We start from the raw sequence: 16711 nt of genomic DNA, 5'->3' as shown, positions 1-16711 counted from the left end.
GTGGAAGACATAGGCGACGTCAGGCTTGTCGATGCCCATGCCGAAGGCGATGGTCGCCACCATGACGACGCCGGACAAGGTCATGAAGCTGTTCTGGTTGGCGTCACGCGCCTCCTTGCTCATGCCGGCGTGATAAGCGAGCGCGGTGACGCCGTTCTTCTCGAGGAAGGCCGCCATCTCCTCCGTCTTCTTGCGCGACAGGCAATAGACGATGCCGCTGCGGCCGGGATGGCGCTCGACGAAGCGCAGCAATTGGCGCTTGCTGTCCTGCTTGGCCTCGATGGCAAGCTTGATGTTCGGCCGGTCGAAGCCCAGCACCAGGGTCTCGACGCGCTCGGCAAACAGCCGGGATTCGATGTCGGTGCGCGTGCCTTCGTCCGCCGTTGCCGTCAGCGCGATGATCGGCACGCTGGGAAAGATGCCGCGCAGACGCGACAGGTCCTCGTATTCGCGCCGGAATGCCGGCCCCCATTGCGAGATACAATGCGCCTCGTCGACGGCGATCAGGCTGATATCGAGCCTGGCCAGCGCCTCGAGCATGCGCTCGGTCATCAACCGCTCCGGCGCGAGATAGAGCAGGCGCGTCTGGCCCGAGGCGACGCGACGCCATGCGGCAATATTGGCATCGCGGTCGATCGAGGAATTGATCGTATCGGCGGCCACGCCGGCAAGCCGCAAGGCGGCGACCTGATCCTGCATCAGCGCCACCAGCGGCGAAACGACAATGGTGAGCCCGCCCAGGACAAGCGCCGGCACCTGGTAGCAGAGCGATTTGCCGGCACCAGTCGGCATGACAGCCAGCACATGACGCCCGGCCAGCAACGCGTCCATGACATCGGCCTGCCCGGGGCGAAAATCATCGAAGCCGAACACGTCCTTCAGCACGCGCCGCTTGGGATCCAGCTCTTCTGTCGCGAGGGCCGCCGGTGCCTGCATCACCGCGCGTCCACGGTCGGCGTGCTTATTGGCATGTCATAGCCGAACTCGGCGCAGAAACGCTGGACGCGGGCGAGAAATGCCGGGGGCAGGCCGCCGAGATAGGTCCTGAATTCTTCATTCCGTTCCCATTTTCTCAACGAAGCCACCCGGATCGGATTGTCCGGGTCCTCGCTGAAACGAATGCGCGGTGTCAGTCCGAATGACTGCGCGATTCTGTCCTGCTGCGCATCGGGCGCGCCGATCATGTCTTCGTAGCGGACGAAAAGGATCTGCCGGTGCGGTTGTGCCTTCTTCAGCCGGATCAGCGCGTCGTATTCGGTCAGCCAGCGTTGCGGCGTGACGTGGAACCGACGCTGGTTGCGTGTTTGCGGATGCGAACTTGTCAGCGTGTCGAATGGATGGCGCGCGCAATAGATCAAGCCGATGGAGGTCGGTAGCTTCGCCAGATGCGCAAAACCGCGCGCATCGCGCTTGACGACGAGGTTCGATTCCGGCCGGTCCAACATGTCCAGCATTGCGTATCGCGCTTCGGGCGGATGGACGAAAATGTCCTCGAAACACCTCATCAGCCGCTGTGTCAGCGTCGTCCCGCTGCGTGCGCAGCCCGAAATGAAAATTCTGTTGGCGGGCGTCGCGCGTGCATATGTGCGTCTTTGCATGCGCTGTCTCAGAGACAGCGGCACGAACCGCAGAAACTCCCGCACAACCCTTCGCGCAGCCGCTCCAAACGCAGCCTCAAGCCTGTGAGCGCCCTTCATCCGCAATTCCGCTGGGCCGCGCGGCGCGGAACGCGCCGCTTGGGGTCCATGGCCAAGATGCTCGTCGCCGACATCAGCATCAGGCGGACACCGGGCTGGAATTTCGTAGACTGGAGAGGATGTGGAAACCGGTCAAGACGACTCTCTGGCGTGACGCTTTGGAGTAGCGCAGCCGTCATCCAACCACAACGCCCCCTTTGCAGGAACCTGTCGTTGATGCGGCCATCGGCGCCTGCCAGCCGGATGCCGTGCACATCCGAAAGCGGCTTCCCCTAGGACACCTGCACCCCCGCTGGATTCCGCCACGCACCACGATGTAAGCTCCGTCCGGCAAGCCAGGGAGGGCGTGATGCTGCAGACCAGACAGAATGTTCTCGGCGAGCGGTTCCACCTGCAGCGCGCCGCCTTCGAGGCGCAGCCTTTCCCCAACTTTGACGTTCGCAAGGATCGCCTCAAACGCCTGCTCGCGCTGACCGAGCGGCATGAAGCCGACATCTGCACCGCCATCGACACCGACTTTGGCGGCCGTTCCGCGCATGAGACGCGTCTTGCGGAACTGTTCGTCGTACGTGCCGGCATCCGCCACGCGCTGTCGCACCTCAGGGGCTGGATGCGCGAACGCCGCGTTGCCACCACCATGCCGTTCCTGCCCGGCAGAAATCGCCTCATCCCGCAGCCGCTCGGTGTCATCGGCATCGTGTCGCCCTGGAATTATCCTTTCCAGCTCGCCGTCGCGCCGGTCATCGCGGCACTCGCGGCCGGCAATCACGTGCTCATAAAACCTTCCGAATTGACGCCGGCTTTTTCGGCGTTGCTGGCCAAACTTGTTGCCGAGCATTTCGCACCCGATGAGCTCAGCGTCATCAGCGGCGACGCGGAGATGGGAAAGGCCTTCGTATCGATGCCTTTCGATCATTTGCTGTTCACCGGCTCGACCGCGGTCGGACGCCAGGTCGCGATCGCCGCGGCCGCCAACCTGACCCCGGTCACGCTCGAACTCGGCGGCAAGTCGCCGGCAATCTTCGATCCGTCATGCGACCTCGACGCGGCAGTATCGAGCATTGCCTACGGCAAGCTGTTGAATGCCGGGCAGACCTGTATCGCGCCGGATTACCTTCTGGTGCCGAAGGGGCAAGCAGGCACGGTCGCTGCCAGGCTCGCAACGGCGATCGCTAAGCTCTACCCGACTCTACGCGACAACCCCGACTATACCGCCATCATCAGCGATCGGCACCACCAGCGCCTGCGCGACATGGTCACTGAAGCGCGTGACGCCGGCGCCGATGTCACCGAAATCAACCCGGCCGGCGAGGAACTTGACGCCAATAGCGGGAAGTTGCTGCCGACCCTGGTCCGCAATGCCGGCGCAAACCTGCGGCTGATGCGCGAAGAGATCTTTGGGCCGGTGCTGCCCATCGTAGAATACACCGGGATCGACGAGGCGATCGCCCATGTGAACGGGGCCGACCGCCCGCTGGCACTCTACTGGTTCGGCCGCGACAGCGGCAACCGTCAACGCATCCTGCGCGAGACAATTGCCGGCGGCGTCACCGTCAACGACTGCATGCTGCATCTGGTACAGGAAAACCAGCCCTTCGGCGGCGTCGGCGCCAGCGGCATGGGCGCCTATCACGGCGAATGGGGATTTCGCACCTTCAGCAAGGAGAAACGGGTTTTCATGCAGTCGCGGCTGAGCGCGGGAAGCCTGCTGCGCCCGCCCTACGGCAAGACGTTCGAACGGCTTTTCAGCCTCCTGCGGCACATCACCTGACCGACCGAGCTACGCAGCCCCGGTGCATTAAGACTATCTTCACCACGGTGCGGCAGGGTCCTCATCCTGCGGTGATGTCTTGAGTACCGCGGCGCCACAAGCGCCCAGGCAACAGACCCGCGCCTCTTTCTGGGGTGCGGGTCATTCCCGCTCGATCTCTTACCCCTCGTTAGAGCAATTCCAGGAAAAGTGTGAAGCGGTTTTCCGTCTAGAATTGCGTCAAAACAAAGAGTTAGAGCAGCTCGCCGTTTCCGTGAAACGGTGAAATGCTCTAGCCGAGGAAATCGGCCCGGTGCGGCGCAAAGCTGTCGACCAGCCGCCCCGCTTCGAGCGCCTTGACCCCGTGCACCAGGCCCGACGGCACGATGAAACTCCCGCCCGTCCCAACGATCTCGCTCCGGCCGTCGATGGTCACCTCGAAGCGGCCCTCGGCGACGTAACTTGCCTGGACGTGCGGGTGCGAATGCAGGGCGCCGACGCCACCCTTGTCGAAGCCGAATTCGACCAGCATCAACTCGTCAGTGTGCAGGAGAATGCGGCGCCTGTTGCCGTCCGGTGTCGCCGTCCAGGCGCCCTCGCCGGCATGCGCGAAGATCTTTGCGGTCATCGTCGTCTCCTCAGAGCAATTCCAGGAAAAGTGTGAAACGGTTTCCGTTCGGAATTGCGTCAAAACCTAGCGTGCCAGCCAGCCACCATCCACCGGCACCACCGCGCCATGCATGTAGTTCGACGCCGGCGCCAGCAGGAAGACGGCGGCATCGCCAATGTCGCCCGCCTCGCCCCAGCGGCCGGCCGGGATGCGCGCCAGGATAGCGGCGCTGCGGTCGGGATCGGCGCGCAGCGCCTGCGTGTTGTTGGTTTCGATATAGCCTGGCGCGACAGCGTTGACGTTGATGCCTTTTTGCGCCCATTCGCAGGCAAGCAGCCGGGTGATGCCGAGCACGCCATGCTTCGAGGCGGTGTAGGACGCCACGCGAATGCCGCCCTGAAAGCTCAGCACGGAGGCAATGTTGACGATCTTGCCTTTCCGCTCAGCGGCCAAGGCACGCCTGGCAAAGCTTTGGCAGAGCAAAAAAACCGTCTTCAGATTGACGTCCATGACGTCGTCCCAATCGGCCTCGCTGAGATCGACGGCATCGGCGCGCCGGATGATGCCGGCATTGTTGACCAGCCCGTCGAGCGGGCCGCTTTCGTCCCAGACGCGGTCGAGCAAGGGGCCGGCGGCTGACGTGTCGGCAAGATCGGCGCTCACCGCCTCGAATTGCCCGCCCATCGTTGCGATCTTTCTGGCCGTATCGTCCATCGACGAGCGACCGACGCCGATCACCGTGCCGCCGGCGCGTGCGATCGATACGGCGATGCCCTGGCCGATGCCGGTGTTGGCGCCGGTGACCAGGATACGTTTTCCGGCAAGGCTGAAGGGGTCGCTCACCGCAGATCGCCCAACGCCACCGGGTCGACATCGGTGTAGTCGACATTGTCGCCGGCCATCGCCCAGATGAACGCATAATTGGAAGTGCCGGCGCCGGAGTGGATCGACCAACCCGGCGACAGCACGGCCTCTTCGTTGGCCATGACGATATGGCGCGTTTCGTCCGGCTCGCCCATGAAGTGGAAGACGCGCGCCGTCTCGGCCAGGTCGAAATAGAGATAGGCCTCCATGCGCCGGTCATGCACATGGCAAGGCATGGTGTTCCAGATAGAGCCCGGCGCCAGCTGGGTCATGCCGACCACCAGCTGGCAGGTCTTTGCGCCATCGGCATGGATGAACTGGAAGATCGAACGCTCGTTGCAGGCATCCTTGCTGCCGAGATCGAGGCGCTTGGCGTCACTGAGGCGGATCAGCCGGCTGGGATGAGCCAGATGCGCCGGCGCACTGAGCAGATAGAACTTCGCCGGCGCCCCCTCATCCGCTGAGGCGAAGGACACATCCTGTGTGCCCATGCCGAGATAGAGCATGTCGCGCGCCTGCAATTCATGAGGTTGGCCGCCGGTCGTGATGACGCCCACGCCACCGATGTTGACGGCGATCAACTCGCGCCGGTCGAGGAAACCTTTGGTGCCGGTCGGCTTGATCGCCTCCAGTTGGAGCGGCGAGCCTATCGGCACGGCGCCGCCGACGATCATGCGGTCGTAGTGGGTGTAGGTCAGGCTGATGCGGCCGGACTGGAACAGGCCGTCAATGTGGAAATTGTGACGGAGTTCATCGGTTCCCATCGCCGCGGCGGCAACCGGGTCTATGGCAAAGCGGGATGTGTAATCGGTATGGCTCTGGCTCATTTTCGTCCTGACTTGAAATGGGTCATTCGCCGGCGGCGGCCCTGACCGAACTGGCATAGAAAGCCTGCCGCGCATGCAGGCGTTCGCGGTAGCGCTGCTGGCTGGCTGTGAGGTGCGCGCGCATTGCCTCGCGCGCCGCTTCGGCATCGCCCGATGTGATCGCATTGAGGATCACCAGATGTTCGCGCTGCAGCCCGCGCTGGTAGTTGTCGGATTGCGCCAGTTCGGTCGACCAGGGCGAGGTCACGTCGCACGGAATGGCGCGCCGGCCGAGCACGTCGAGCATCTCGACATAGAACGGGTTGTTGGTCGCGCTGGCGATGGCGCGGTGGAAGGCGAGGTCGGCCGGGCCGGTCGGCTCGCTGGCAAGCAGCAGCCGCTCGAATTCGAAGAAGGCTTCCTGGATCGCCGCCTCCTGCGCGGCGTTGCGGCGAATAGCGGCGATCCCGGCCGACTCGATCTCGATTGCCAAGCGTACCTCGAGCACGTTGAGCGCGATCGAATCCTTGGCTCCCATGTCGGCGGCAAGCGCTCCGAACATCGTCGAGATATGCTCGGTGACGAAGACGCCGGCGCCTTGACGCGACTCGACCAGGCCGTCGGCGGCAAGCTTGGCCAGCGCCTCGCGGATGACGGTGCGGCTGACGCCGAAGGTCTCGGTCAGCTGGCCCTCGGTCGGCAATTTGTGGCCAGGCAGGATTTCGCCCGCCTGCAGCTGCTTGCGGATCGCCGCAACGACGGTCTCCGACAGCTTGGGTTTTCTCTCGACCCTGAGATCGGCGGATGCAGCGGACACGTGATGGTCTCCTAAAGCAATTCCAGGAAAAATGTGAAACGGTTTCCGTCCGGAATTGCGTCAAAACAAAGGGTTAGAGCAGTTCGCCGTTCCCGTGAACTGCTCTAGTGGAACAGGTGCGGCAACCACAACGAAATTTCCGGCACGTAGGTGACAAGCATCAACACAGCGAAAGCCGCCCCATAGAATGGCCAGATCGAACGCATCGCCGTCCAGATCGGGATCCGGCCGATCGCACAGCTGACGAACAGCACTGCCCCCACCGGCGGTGTGCACAAGCCGATGCCGAGATTGAGAATGAGGATCACGCCGAAATGCACCGGATCGACGCCGTAGGCCATGACCACCGGCAGGAAGATCGGCGTGGTGATGATGATCAGCGGCGACATGTCCATGAACGTGCCGAGGATGAGAAGCACGACGTTGATCAACAGCAAGATGACCAGCTTGTTGTCGGATACGGACTGCAGGAAGGCGACCAGAGCGGCCGGCACCCGGAGATAGGCCAGCAGCCAGCCAAAGGCGGCGGCGCAGCCGATGATCATCAGCACCATTGCGGTTGTGCGCACGGCAGCGGTGGTCGCGGTGACGAAGTCGTTCCAGCTCATGGAGCGATAGATCAGCAGGGTCACCAGGAAAGCATAGACGATGGCGATGCAGGAGCTTTCGGTGGCGGTGAAGACGCCGGAGCGAACGCCGCCGAAGATGATGCCGATCAGGATCAGCCCGGGAATTGCGGCAACGAGCAATTGCAGCGCCCTGCCGAAGCCGGCGAACGGCTCGGTCGGATAGGCGCGGCGGCTGGCGACCCAATAGGCCGTGACCATCAGAGATAGCGCCAGCAGCAGGCCCGGTATGATGCCGGCGGTGAACAGATCAGCGATCGAGATCCGGCCGCCGGCCGAAATCGAATAGATGATCATGTTGTGCGAAGGCGGTATCAGCAGCGCAATGATGGCGCCGACCGAAGTGATGTTGACAGCATAATCGACGCCGTAGCCGCGCGCCTTCATCTGCGGGATCATCAGCCCGCCGACCGCCGAGGCATCGGCCACCGCCGAGCCGGAAATGCCGCCGAACATGGTCGAGGCGGCGATGTTGACCTGGCCGAGCCCGCCTCTCAGGTGGCCGACCAACGCCCCGGCGAGCGCAACAAGGCGAGCGGCAATGCCGCCGCGCACCATCAGGTCACCGGCGAAGATGAAGAACGGGATGGCCATCAGCGAAAACACGCTGACACCGGAGTTGAGGCGCTGGAACACCACCAGCGGCGGCAGCCCCAGCACCAGAACCGTGGCGAAGCTGGCGACACCGAGGCAGAAGGCGATCGGTGTGCCGATGATCAGAAGAAAGACGAAGGTGCCGAACAGAACCGTCAATGCCATCTAGAGACCCTCCTCGCCCGTGGCGTACTGATCGGCATCGACCGGCAGTCCGGCAAACCGCCCGGCAAGCCGCTCGAGCGAAAACAGGCAGACAAGCGCGCCGCCCAGGATGACCGGCAGGAAACTGACGCCGCCCGGGAAAGCGAGAGACGGCATCACCGTGTTCCATGTCAGCCGGGTGAGCTGGGCGCCGTAGACGATCATGCCGAGACCGAAGGCGAGCACGACGACATCCGAAATGCTGCGCAGTACCGCCTTTGCGGCGGGCGGCAGGAAATAGAGCAGCACATCGAAGCCCAGATGCGTGCGTTCGCGGACACCGACGGCCGCGCCCAAAAAGATGAACCACCCCATCAAAATCACCGAGAAGGGTTCCGTCCAGCTTGGCGAACTGTTGAGCACATAGCGTGAGAACACCTGCCAGAAGATGATCACCGTCATCAGCGTCAGGCCGATGCCGCTGACCCACAGCGCAAGCCTCGCCAGCCGTGACAGCAGCCGTTCTATTGCCAGCCAGAATGGTTTCATATGCGCGCTTCCCACTGGACGGTGGCGCGCAAGCTCGCGCCACCATTGCCGCGAACGGATTATTTGGTCGCCTGGATGCGCGCGGCGAGATCTTTCAACTCGGGGGTCGAGAGATATTTCTCGTAGACCGGCTTCATCGCATCGATCAGCGGCTGCTTGTCGATCTCACTGACCTTGACGCCGGCTTTCTCGACGATGTCGCGCGACTTCTTCTCCTGCGCGTCCCACAATTCACGCATCTTGACGACGCTGTCCTTGGCCGCCTGCCGCACGATCGCCTGGTCTTCCGGGGCGAGCTTGTCCCAGCTCGCCTTCGACATCACCAGAACCTCGGGCACGATCTGGTGCTGGTCGAGCGTGTAATGCTTGGCGACCTCGAAATGCTTGGCGGATTCGAAGCTCGGCCAGTTGTTCTCGGCGCCGTCGATGACGCCTGTCTGCAAAGCCGAATAGACCTCGCCATAGGCCATCGGCGTGGCGTTGGCGCCCAACGCATTGACCATGTCGACGAACACGTCGGACTGGATGACGCGGAACTTCATGCCCTTCATGTCGGCCATCGAGGTGATGTCCTTCTTGGTGTTGTAGAAGGAGCGTGCCCCGGAATCGTAGAAGGCGAGACCGACAAGGTCGTGAGTCTCAAAGGCTTTCAGGATCTCGTCCCCGATCGGCCCGTCCATGACATGGCGCATATGCTCGACGGAGCGGAACATGTAGGGCAGCGACGGCACCGCGGTTTGCGGAACGATGCCGTTGAACGGCCCCATCGAGACGCGGTTGAGATCGATGACGCCGGTCTGCGTCTGCTCGATCGTGTCCTTCTCCTCGCCGAGCTGCGCCGAATGATAGACCTCGACCGAATAGCGGCCATTGGTGCGCTGCTTGATCAGCTCGCCCATATATTTGACCGCTTCGACGGTTGGATAGCCGTCGGGATGGGTATCGGACGACCGCAGCACGGTTTCGGCGTTGGCGATGCCGACCAGCAACGAGCCGAAAACGAATGTAACTGCCGTCAATTTCGAAAGATGCAACATGACTTCCTCCCTATGAAAACCAAAACGCCCGGCTCAGAGCCGGTAGGCCTTTTTCGCAAGTGTATAGGCAAGCTCCCGCGCCAGCTCATGCGCCTCGTCCTCGCGCAGCCGATGCTCGGCGACGAGACGCGCCAGGAACGCGCAGTCGACCCGCCGCGCCACATCGTGGCGCGCCGGGATCGAGGGAAAGGCACGGGTGTCGTCGTTGAAGCCGACGGTGTTGTAGAAGCCGGCGGTCTCGGTGGTCATCTCGCGGAAGCGCCGCATGCCTTCCGGGCTGTCGTGGAACCACCAGGCCGGCCCGAGCTTCAGCGCCGGGTAGACACCGGCGAGTGGCGCCAGTTCGCGCGCATAGCTTGTTTCGTCGAGCGTGAAGAGAACGATTGTGAGGTCGCGCTCAAGTCCGACGCAGTCGAGCAGTGGCTTCAGCGCCGTCACATAGTCGGTCCGGGTCGGGATATCGAAACCCTTGTCGCGGCCGAATTTTTGGAAAACAGCCGACGAATGATTGCGCCAGGAGCCGGGATGGATCTGCAGCACCAGCCCGTCGTCGAGGCTCATCTTGGCCATCTCGGTCAGCATCTGGGCGCGGAACAGTTTCCGTTCGCGCTCGTCGTCGGAGCCACGGCGAACGCGATTGAACAGCTCCTGCGCTGCAGCATCCGAAAGATTGGCGGTCTCGGCCGTCGGATGGCCATGGTCGGACGAGGTCGCGCCGAAGCTTTTGAAGAAGGCGCGCCGCTGGCGATGCGCATCGAGATAGCCTGCCCAGCTGCCGGTGTCGCAGCCGGTGATCTCGCCGAGCCGGTCGAGATTGGTTGAAAACCCCTCGAAGTCGGGATCGACGACGGCGTCGGGGCGATAAGCGGTGACCACACGGCCCTGCCAGCCGCTGTCGCGGATCATCTGGTGCCATTTGAGATCGTCGAGCGCGCCTTCGGTGGTCGCGATGACCTCGATGTTGAAGCGCTCGAACAGGGCGCGCGGGCGGAAATTCTCCCACTGCAGCAGCGTCGCGATGGCGTCGTAGTGGCGGTCGGCGGTCGCTGCGGTCAGCGGCTCGTCGATGCCGAACAGATCGGCAAGCACATGATCGAACCACAGCCGGGTCGGTGTACCCCGAAACAGATAATAGTGCTCGGCAAAAAGCCGCCAGATCGCCCTGCCGTCGGTCTCGACCGGCGCGCCGTCCAGCGTCGCCACGCCGAGATCCTCAAGGCGGATGCCTTGGCTGAACAGCATGCGGAAAATGTAGTGATCCGGAACGATGAGCAGTTGCGCCGGATCCGGAAAAGGCTCGTTCAGCGCATACCAACGCGGATCGGTGTGGCCATGCGGGCTGACCAGGGGCAGGTCCTTGATCCCGGCATAGAGATCGCGGGCAACCGAGCGCGAATGCGCATCGGCGGGAAACAGCAGATCCGCATCGGTCAGTGGCACGGCAATCCTCCCAGGGCCGCTATCGGTAGGGGCGGCAAGAAATAATGTCAACATACAAAAATTAGGTTGTTGTATGATGACTTTTCGGCCCATTGTGTGGCGGGAAATCGAATGTTACGCCGCTTTGCCGATCCCTGCCGAGGCCACTCATGTCATCCGACCAGACCAGTCGCACCACGACGACCGAACGCCTTTCCACGAAGACGTTGCGCGCACTGCCGGCTTCGATCGCGACGCCTTCGTATGATCGCAGCCGCATCGTCCCGGGCATCGTGCATCTTGGCGTCGGCGCCTTCCATCGCGCCCACCAGGCCGCCTATGTCGACGATTGCCTGGCGGCCGGCGAGACGGATTGGGGCATAACAGGCGTTTCGCTGCGCAGCGCCGACACGCGCGACGCACTCACGCCGCAGGATGGGCTCTACACGCTGGCGATCAGAAGCAGTGGAACCGAAAAACTTCAGGTCATCGGCTCGATTACCGCGATGCTGGTGGCGCCGGAGGATCCGGGCGCGGTACTGGCCGCGCTGACCGATCCGCGCACCCGCATCGTCACGCTTACGATCACCGAAAAGGCCTATCTGAGGGCGGCTGGCGGCGGATTGGACGCTGCTCATCCCGATATCGCCCATGATCTGGCCAATCCGCAGATGCCGAAGACAGCGCATGGTTTCCTGACCGAGGCGCTTGCCCGGCGACGCGCCGCCGGCACGCCGCCCTTTACCGTGCTCTGTTGCGACAATCTGCCGGCCAACGGCGCCACGCTGCATCGGCTGTTGGTTGAATTCGCCCAGTTGCGAGATGCCGGGCTCGCCCAATCGAATGATGTCGGAATTGCCGATCACATCGCCCATCAGGTCGCCTTTCCTTCAAGCATGGTCGACCGCATCGTGCCGGCAACCACCGATGCCGATCGGGCGCGGATCGCTGAAGAACTCGGTGCCGAGGACGCTTGGCCTGTCATGACCGAGCCGTTCTGCCAATGGGTGGTCGAAGACAATTTCCCAGCGGGCCGCCCGGACTGGGAACAGTTCGGCGTCACCATGGTTCGCGACGTCGGCCCGTTCGAGGACATGAAGCTCAGGCTGCTCAACGGCTCGCATTCGGCCATCGCCTATCTTGGCCTGCTCAGCGGTCATGCCACCGTCGACCGCGCCTTCGCCGACCCGGCGATCCGGCAATTCGTCGATGCATTGTGGGCGGAAGCCATCCCGACCCTGCCCGAGGATGCCGGGCTCGACCCGAGCGCTTACACCGCGGAGCTCGCTGAGCGTTTTTCCAACACTGCACTTGCCCACCGTACGGCTCAGATCGCCAATGACGGCAGCCAGAAATTGCCGCAGCGCATCGTCGCTTCCGCCATCGAATGTCTAGAAGCCGGTACCGAGCTGGTCCATCTCACGTTGGTGGTGGCTGCCTGGATCGCTGCTTGCGCCGCACGAGGAAAAACCTTGCCGGAGGGCCATTTCACCGACCCGCTCGACGCGGCGTTGACGGCACTTTTGGGCGAGCAACTGCCGGCGAACGAAACCGTGACCGCTGTGTTCGACCTCGCCGGCTTCGCCAAGGACCATGCCGAGCGCCAGACCTTGATCGAGCTCGTGGCCGTGCATCTCGTCCACCTGCGACGAGACGGCCCGACATTGGCTTTCGCAGCCTTGGGCATTTAAACAAAAAAGCGAGGCAAGGCCCCGCTTTTTACTCTTTCATCGAACCGAATTTCAAGCCGGCAGGATGGCGCCTTCCAGCGTGGTGAGCTGGCTAAGGAACTGTTCCGCCTTGCTGCGAGCCTCGTCGTCCTTGGCATCAGTGGCGTCTTCTTTGGCTTCCTGGATGCGGCGCGCGAGATCGGCGCGGTCGACATCCTTCACCGCGACAGCCGATTCCGCCAGCAGCGTGCAGCCGGCCGGAACGATGTCGGCGAAGCCGCCGAACACCACATAGCGCTCTTCGCCGCCCGCTGCGGTCTTCACGGTGACGACACCCGGCTTGATCGTGGTCATGACCGGCGCGTGATGCGCCATCACGGTCATCTCGCCTTCGGCGCCCGGAATGACGACGGATTCAACCTGCTCGGAAACAAGCAGGCGCTCCGGCGAGACCAGTTCGAACTTGAAAGCTTCAGCCATGATCAATTTAGCGAATAGCGAATAGCGAGCAGCGAGTAGTCAGAAGAAGAATTCGCCGGCCCATATTCCCTATTCGCTACTCCCTATTCGCTATTCGCTTGATTACGCCGCTTCAGCCGCGAGGCGCTGTGCTTTCTCGACCGCTTCCTCGATGCCGCCGACCATGTAGAAGGCAGCTTCCGGAAGGTGATCGTAGTCGCCGTTGCAGAGGCCCTTGAAGCCCTTGATGGTGTCGGCGAGGTCGACCAGCTTGCCCGGCGCGCCGGTGAACACTTCGGCGACGAAGAAGGGCTGCGATAGGAAGCGCTCGATCTTGCGGGCGCGGGCCACGGTCTGCTTGTCTTCTTCCGACAGCTCGTCCATGCCCAGGATGGCGATGATGTCCTGCAGCGACTTGTAGCGCTGGAGGATCGACTGCACCTGGCGCGCGACGCCGTAATGCTCGTCGCCGACGACCAGCGGGTCGAGCATGCGCGAGGTCGAATCCAGCGGATCGACCGCCGGATAGATGCCCTTTTCGGCGATGGCGCGGTTCAGCGTCGTGGTCGCGTCAAGGTGGGCGAACGAGGTCGCCGGCGCCGGATCGGTCAAGTCGTCGGCGGGCACGTAGATCGCCTGCACGGACGTGATCGAGCCCTTGGTGGTGGTGGTGATGCGTTCCTGCAACGCGCCCATGTCGGTGGCGAGCGTCGGCTGATAGCCCACCGCCGACGGGATACGGCCAAGCAGAGCCGACACTTCCGAACCCGCCTGCGTGAAGCGGAAGATGTTGTCGACGAAGAACAGCACGTCCTGGCCCTGGTCGCGGAAATACTCCGCAACCGTCAGGCCGGTCAGGCCGACGCGGGCGCGCGCGCCCGGCGGCTCGTTCATCTGGCCGTAGACGAGCGCGGCCTTGGAGCCTTCGCCGCCGCCCTTCTTGTTGACGCCGGATTCGATGAACTCGTGATACAGATCGTTGCCTTCGCGGGTGCGCTCGCCGACGCCGGCGAACACCGAATAGCCGCCATGCGCCTTGGCGATGTTGTTGATCAGTTCCTGGATCAGCACGGTCTTGCCGACGCCGGCGCCGCCGAACAGGCCGATCTTGCCGCCCTTGGCGTAGGGAGCCAGGAGGTCGAGCACCTTGATGCCGGTGATCAGGATCTGTGCTTCCGTCGACTGCTCGACATAGGTCGGAGCCGGCTGGTGGATGGAGCGCATTTCGATCGCGTCGACCGGGCCTTCTTCGTCGACCGGCTCGCCGATGACGTTGATGATGCGGCCGAGCATGCCCGGGCCGACCGGCACGGTGATCGGCGCGCCGGTGTCACGCACTTCCTGGCCGCGAACCAGACCTTCGGTCGAGTCCATGGCGATGCAGCGCACGGTGTTTTCACCCAGGTGCTGGGCGACTTCGAGCACCAGACGGTTGCCGACATTGGTCGTCTCGAGCGCGTTCAGGATCGCCGGCAGGTGATCGCCGAACTGCACGTCGACGACGGCGCCGATGACCTGGCGGACCTTGCCGACAACGCCGGTTGCCTTGCTGGCCACTGCCGATGTCTTGGCAGCTGCGGCCTTCGCCGGTGCTGCTGCCTTGGCCGGGGCCGCCTTCGCGGCTGCTGCTGGAGCCTTTGCCGCCTTCGCGGGGGCTGCTGCCTTCGCGGCTGCGGCCTTGGGGGCTGCCTTCTGGGGGGTCGCTGCTTTCGCCATCGTCTTTACCCTTTTTCGTCCTTTGTTTCTCACGCGGTCCGGTCGCGGGCAAAAAACCCGTGGACCGCGCCTAGAGCGCCTCGGCGCCCGAAATGATTTCGATCAGTTCCTTGGTGATCTGCGCCTGCCGCTGGCGGTTATAGGTGATCGACAACTTGTTGATCATCTCGCCGGCGTTGCGCGTCGCATTGTCCATGGCACTCATCTTGGCGCCCATCTCGCCGGCCGCGTTTTCGAGCAGTGCCCGGAAAACCTGCACCGAGATGTTGCGCGGAATGAGATCGGAGAGGATTTCGCCCGGCTCCGGTTCGTATTCATAGACAGCGTTGCCGCCATCCGTCACTTCCGCCTGAGCCGAAGCAACGCCCGCCGGAATGATCTGCTGCGCGGTCGGGATCTGGCTGATCACAGACTTGAACTGCGAATAGAACAGCGTGCAGATGTCGAAGCCGCCCTCGTTGAAGAGATGGATGACCTTCTTGGCTATGGCATCGGCATTGACGAAACCGAGTGTCTTGACCTCGCGCAGATCGACGCGATCGATGATCAGCGACGCGTAGTCGCGGCGCAGGATGTCGAAACCCTTCTTGCCGACGCAGATGATCTTGACCTGCTTGCCGTCGGCCAAAAGCTTGCGGATGTGGTCGCGGGCAAGACGGGCGATCTGCGAATTGAAGCCGCCGCACAGGCCGCGCTCGGCGGTGCAGACGACGAGCAGATGCACATCATCCTTGCCGGTGCCGGTCATCAGCGCCGGGGCATCGCCACCGCCGCCGATCGCCTGGGTGATGTTGGCCAGCACGGAACCCATGCGCTCCGAATAGGGGCGCGCCGCTTCCGCAGCCTCTTGCGCACGGCGCAGCTTCGCCGCGGCGACCATCTGCATCGCCTTGGTGATCTTCTGCGTCGCCTTGACCGAGGCGATACGGTTACGAAGGTCTTTTAATGAAGGCATGCTTCAAACCTGATCCCGTCTTGTCGCTTCGCTCAGGCGAAGGTCTTGGCGAAAGCGTCGATCTCGGCCTTCAGCTTGGCGCGCAGATCGTCCGACAGTGCCTTTTCCTTGCGGATGGCGTCGAGAACGTCCTTGCCGGCCGCACGCATGTGGCTGAGCAGGCCATGCTCGAACTTGCCGACCTGGTTGACCGGCAGCTTGTCGAGATAACCGTTGACGCCGGCGAAGATCACCGCGACCTGCTCTTCCGTCTTCAGCGGCGAGAACTGCGGCTGCTTCAGGAGTTCGGTCAGGCGCGATCCGCGGTTGAGCAGGCGCTGCGTGGCAGCGTCGAGATCCGAGCCGAACTGCGCGAAGGCCGCCATTTCGCGGTACTGCGCGAGCTCGCCCTTGATCGAGCCGGCAACCTGCTTCATCGCCTTGATCTGCGCGGCCGAGCCGACGCGCGACACCGATAGACCGACGTTCACCGCAGGACGGATGCCCTGGAAGAACAGGTTGGTTTCGAGGAAGATCTGGCCGTCGGTGATCGAGATCACGTTGGTCGGGATGTAGGCCGACACGTCGTTGGCCTGCGTCTCGATGATCGGCAGAGCGGTCAGCGACCCGCCGCCCAGATCGTCGTTGAGCTTGGCGGCGCGCTCGAGCAGGCGCGAGTGCAGGTAGAACACGTCGCCCGGATAGGCTTCGCGGCCCGGCGGGCGGCGCAGCAGCAGCGACATCTGGCGATAGGCGACGGCCTGCTTCGACAGATCGTCATAGCTGATCAGCGCGTGCATGCCGTTGTCGCGGAAATATTCACCCATGGTGCAGCCGGCGAACGGCGCCAGGAACTGCATCGGCGCCGGGTCGGAAGCGGTGGCGGCGATGATGATCGAGTATTCGAGCGCGCCGCGCTCTTCCAGCACCTTGACGAACTGCGCGACGGTCGAGCGCTTCTGGCCGACGGCGACGTAGACGCAGTAGAGCTTTTCCTTCTCGGGGCCGTTGTCGTGCAC

The 16711-nt window shown here is 63.3% G+C and carries 16 protein-coding genes; 2 read left to right on the top strand and 14 right to left on the bottom strand.

The features are described from left to right. Window positions 1-936, bottom strand: a 936-nt coding sequence (locus tag ENZ75_RS03350) for an ATP-dependent DNA helicase RecQ (RefSeq protein WP_164887718.1), incomplete at its 3' end; no start/stop codon positions are given. Next, window positions 936-1598, bottom strand: coding sequence for a sulfotransferase (locus ENZ75_RS03345; RefSeq protein WP_244514242.1), 663 nt, complete (start codon window positions 1596-1598; stop codon window positions 936-938). The genes ENZ75_RS03350 and ENZ75_RS03345, both read right to left, overlap by 1 nt. Window positions 1599-2046: 448 nt before the next feature. Here ENZ75_RS03345 and ENZ75_RS03340 point away from each other — a divergent pair, with 448 nt between their 5' ends. Further along, a complete protein-coding gene (locus ENZ75_RS03340) occupies window positions 2047-3468 on the top strand; it encodes a coniferyl aldehyde dehydrogenase (RefSeq protein ID WP_063169446.1) in 1422 nt (473 codons plus the stop codon). 271 nt (window positions 3469-3739) lie between these two features. Here the strand turns inward: ENZ75_RS03340 and ENZ75_RS03335 are convergent, their stop codons facing one another. The 8 genes from ENZ75_RS03335 to uxaC form a co-directional block, all read right to left on the bottom strand. After that, window positions 3740-4075: a cupin domain-containing protein gene (locus ENZ75_RS03335; protein ID WP_063169447.1), complete on the bottom strand. Its 336-nt coding sequence runs from the start codon at window positions 4073-4075 to the stop codon at window positions 3740-3742. Window positions 4076-4141: 66 nt separating this feature from the next. After that, complete coding sequence (gene kduD / locus ENZ75_RS03330; protein ID WP_063169448.1) at window positions 4142-4900, bottom strand: 2-dehydro-3-deoxy-D-gluconate 5-dehydrogenase KduD; 759 nt, start codon at window positions 4898-4900, stop codon at window positions 4142-4144. Beyond that, window positions 4897-5748, bottom strand: a complete 852-nt coding sequence (gene kduI / locus ENZ75_RS03325) for a 5-dehydro-4-deoxy-D-glucuronate isomerase (protein ID WP_063169449.1) — start codon at window positions 5746-5748, stop codon at window positions 4897-4899. Before kduI ends, kduD begins: the two co-directional genes overlap by 4 nt. A 22-nt stretch (window positions 5749-5770) precedes the next feature. Then, complete coding sequence (locus ENZ75_RS03320) at window positions 5771-6544, bottom strand: FadR/GntR family transcriptional regulator (protein ID WP_063169450.1); 774 nt, start codon at window positions 6542-6544, stop codon at window positions 5771-5773. 104 nt (window positions 6545-6648) lie between these two features. After that, window positions 6649-7929 (bottom strand): TRAP transporter large permease, encoded by a 1281-nt coding sequence (locus tag ENZ75_RS03315; protein ID WP_013529044.1) that lies wholly within the window; start codon window positions 7927-7929, stop codon window positions 6649-6651. Continuing rightward, window positions 7930-8457: a TRAP transporter small permease gene (locus tag ENZ75_RS03310; protein ID WP_013529043.1), complete on the bottom strand. Its 528-nt coding sequence runs from the start codon at window positions 8455-8457 to the stop codon at window positions 7930-7932. 59 nt (window positions 8458-8516) lie between these two features. Next, window positions 8517-9494 carry a TRAP transporter substrate-binding protein gene (locus ENZ75_RS03305; RefSeq protein WP_024504231.1) on the bottom strand — a complete coding sequence of 326 codons (978 nt, stop codon included), beginning with the start codon at window positions 9492-9494 and terminating at the stop codon, window positions 8517-8519. A gap of 33 nt (window positions 9495-9527) precedes the next feature. Further along, window positions 9528-10988, bottom strand: coding sequence for a glucuronate isomerase (gene uxaC, locus ENZ75_RS03300; protein ID WP_063169451.1), 1461 nt, complete (start codon window positions 10986-10988; stop codon window positions 9528-9530). 95 nt (window positions 10989-11083) lie between these two features. Between uxaC and ENZ75_RS03295 the strand changes: the two genes are divergently transcribed. Further along, entirely contained in the window at window positions 11084-12604 is a 1521-nt protein-coding gene (locus tag ENZ75_RS03295) for a mannitol dehydrogenase family protein (RefSeq protein WP_063169452.1), read from the top strand. Window positions 12605-12655: 51 nt separating this feature from the next. Here ENZ75_RS03295 and ENZ75_RS03290 read toward each other — a convergent pair whose 3' ends face one another. From ENZ75_RS03290 to atpA, 4 genes are all read right to left on the bottom strand, one after another. Continuing rightward, window positions 12656-13063: a F0F1 ATP synthase subunit epsilon gene (locus ENZ75_RS03290; RefSeq protein ID WP_013529039.1), complete on the bottom strand. Its 408-nt coding sequence runs from the start codon at window positions 13061-13063 to the stop codon at window positions 12656-12658. Between the two features lie 102 nt (window positions 13064-13165). Continuing rightward, the gene (gene atpD, locus ENZ75_RS03285; protein WP_027163462.1) at window positions 13166-14758 is read right to left on the bottom strand and encodes a F0F1 ATP synthase subunit beta; all 1593 of its coding nucleotides are present in this window, start codon (window positions 14756-14758) and stop codon (window positions 13166-13168) included. Between the two features lie 70 nt (window positions 14759-14828). Further along, window positions 14829-15713 carry a F0F1 ATP synthase subunit gamma gene (locus ENZ75_RS03280; RefSeq protein WP_013529037.1) on the bottom strand — a complete coding sequence of 295 codons (885 nt, stop codon included), beginning with the start codon at window positions 15711-15713 and terminating at the stop codon, window positions 14829-14831. Between the two features lie 32 nt (window positions 15714-15745). Then, a partial coding sequence (gene atpA, locus ENZ75_RS03275; protein WP_128277886.1) for a F0F1 ATP synthase subunit alpha occupies window positions 15746-16711 on the bottom strand: 966 nt, incomplete at its 5' end.

Source organism: Mesorhizobium sp. M7A.F.Ca.CA.002.04.1.1, from assembly GCF_004022805.1.
GTDB lineage: Bacteria > Pseudomonadota > Alphaproteobacteria > Rhizobiales > Rhizobiaceae > Mesorhizobium > Mesorhizobium ciceri.
Note: the sequence above shows the minus strand (reverse complement) of the source record. Positions and strands in the feature narration are given on the sequence as shown.

Excerpts from the sequence above, each read along its gene's own strand:
- ENZ75_RS03345 (WP_244514242.1), bottom strand. The coding sequence starts at position 1,598 with ATGCAAAGACGCACATATGCACGCGCGACGCCCGCCAACAGAATTTTC.
- ENZ75_RS03340 (WP_063169446.1), top strand. The coding sequence starts at position 2,047 with ATGCTGCAGACCAGACAGAATGTTCTCGGCGAGCGGTTCCACCTGCAG.
- ENZ75_RS03335 (WP_063169447.1), bottom strand. The coding sequence starts at position 4,075 with ATGACCGCAAAGATCTTCGCGCATGCCGGCGAGGGCGCCTGGACGGCG.
- kduI (WP_063169449.1), bottom strand. The coding sequence starts at position 5,748 with ATGAGCCAGAGCCATACCGATTACACATCCCGCTTTGCCATAGACCCG.
- ENZ75_RS03315 (WP_013529044.1), bottom strand. The coding sequence starts at position 7,929 with ATGGCATTGACGGTTCTGTTCGGCACCTTCGTCTTTCTTCTGATCATC.
- ENZ75_RS03310 (WP_013529043.1), bottom strand. The coding sequence starts at position 8,457 with ATGAAACCATTCTGGCTGGCAATAGAACGGCTGCTGTCACGGCTGGCG.
- ENZ75_RS03305 (WP_024504231.1), bottom strand. The coding sequence starts at position 9,494 with ATGTTGCATCTTTCGAAATTGACGGCAGTTACATTCGTTTTCGGCTCG.
- uxaC (WP_063169451.1), bottom strand. The coding sequence starts at position 10,988 with ATGTTGACATTATTTCTTGCCGCCCCTACCGATAGCGGCCCTGGGAGG.
- ENZ75_RS03295 (WP_063169452.1), top strand. The coding sequence starts at position 11,084 with ATGTCATCCGACCAGACCAGTCGCACCACGACGACCGAACGCCTTTCC.
- ENZ75_RS03290 (WP_013529039.1), bottom strand. The coding sequence starts at position 13,063 with ATGGCTGAAGCTTTCAAGTTCGAACTGGTCTCGCCGGAGCGCCTGCTT.
- atpD (WP_027163462.1), bottom strand. The coding sequence starts at position 14,758 with ATGGCGAAAGCAGCGACCCCCCAGAAGGCAGCCCCCAAGGCCGCAGCC.
- ENZ75_RS03280 (WP_013529037.1), bottom strand. The coding sequence starts at position 15,713 with ATGCCTTCATTAAAAGACCTTCGTAACCGTATCGCCTCGGTCAAGGCG.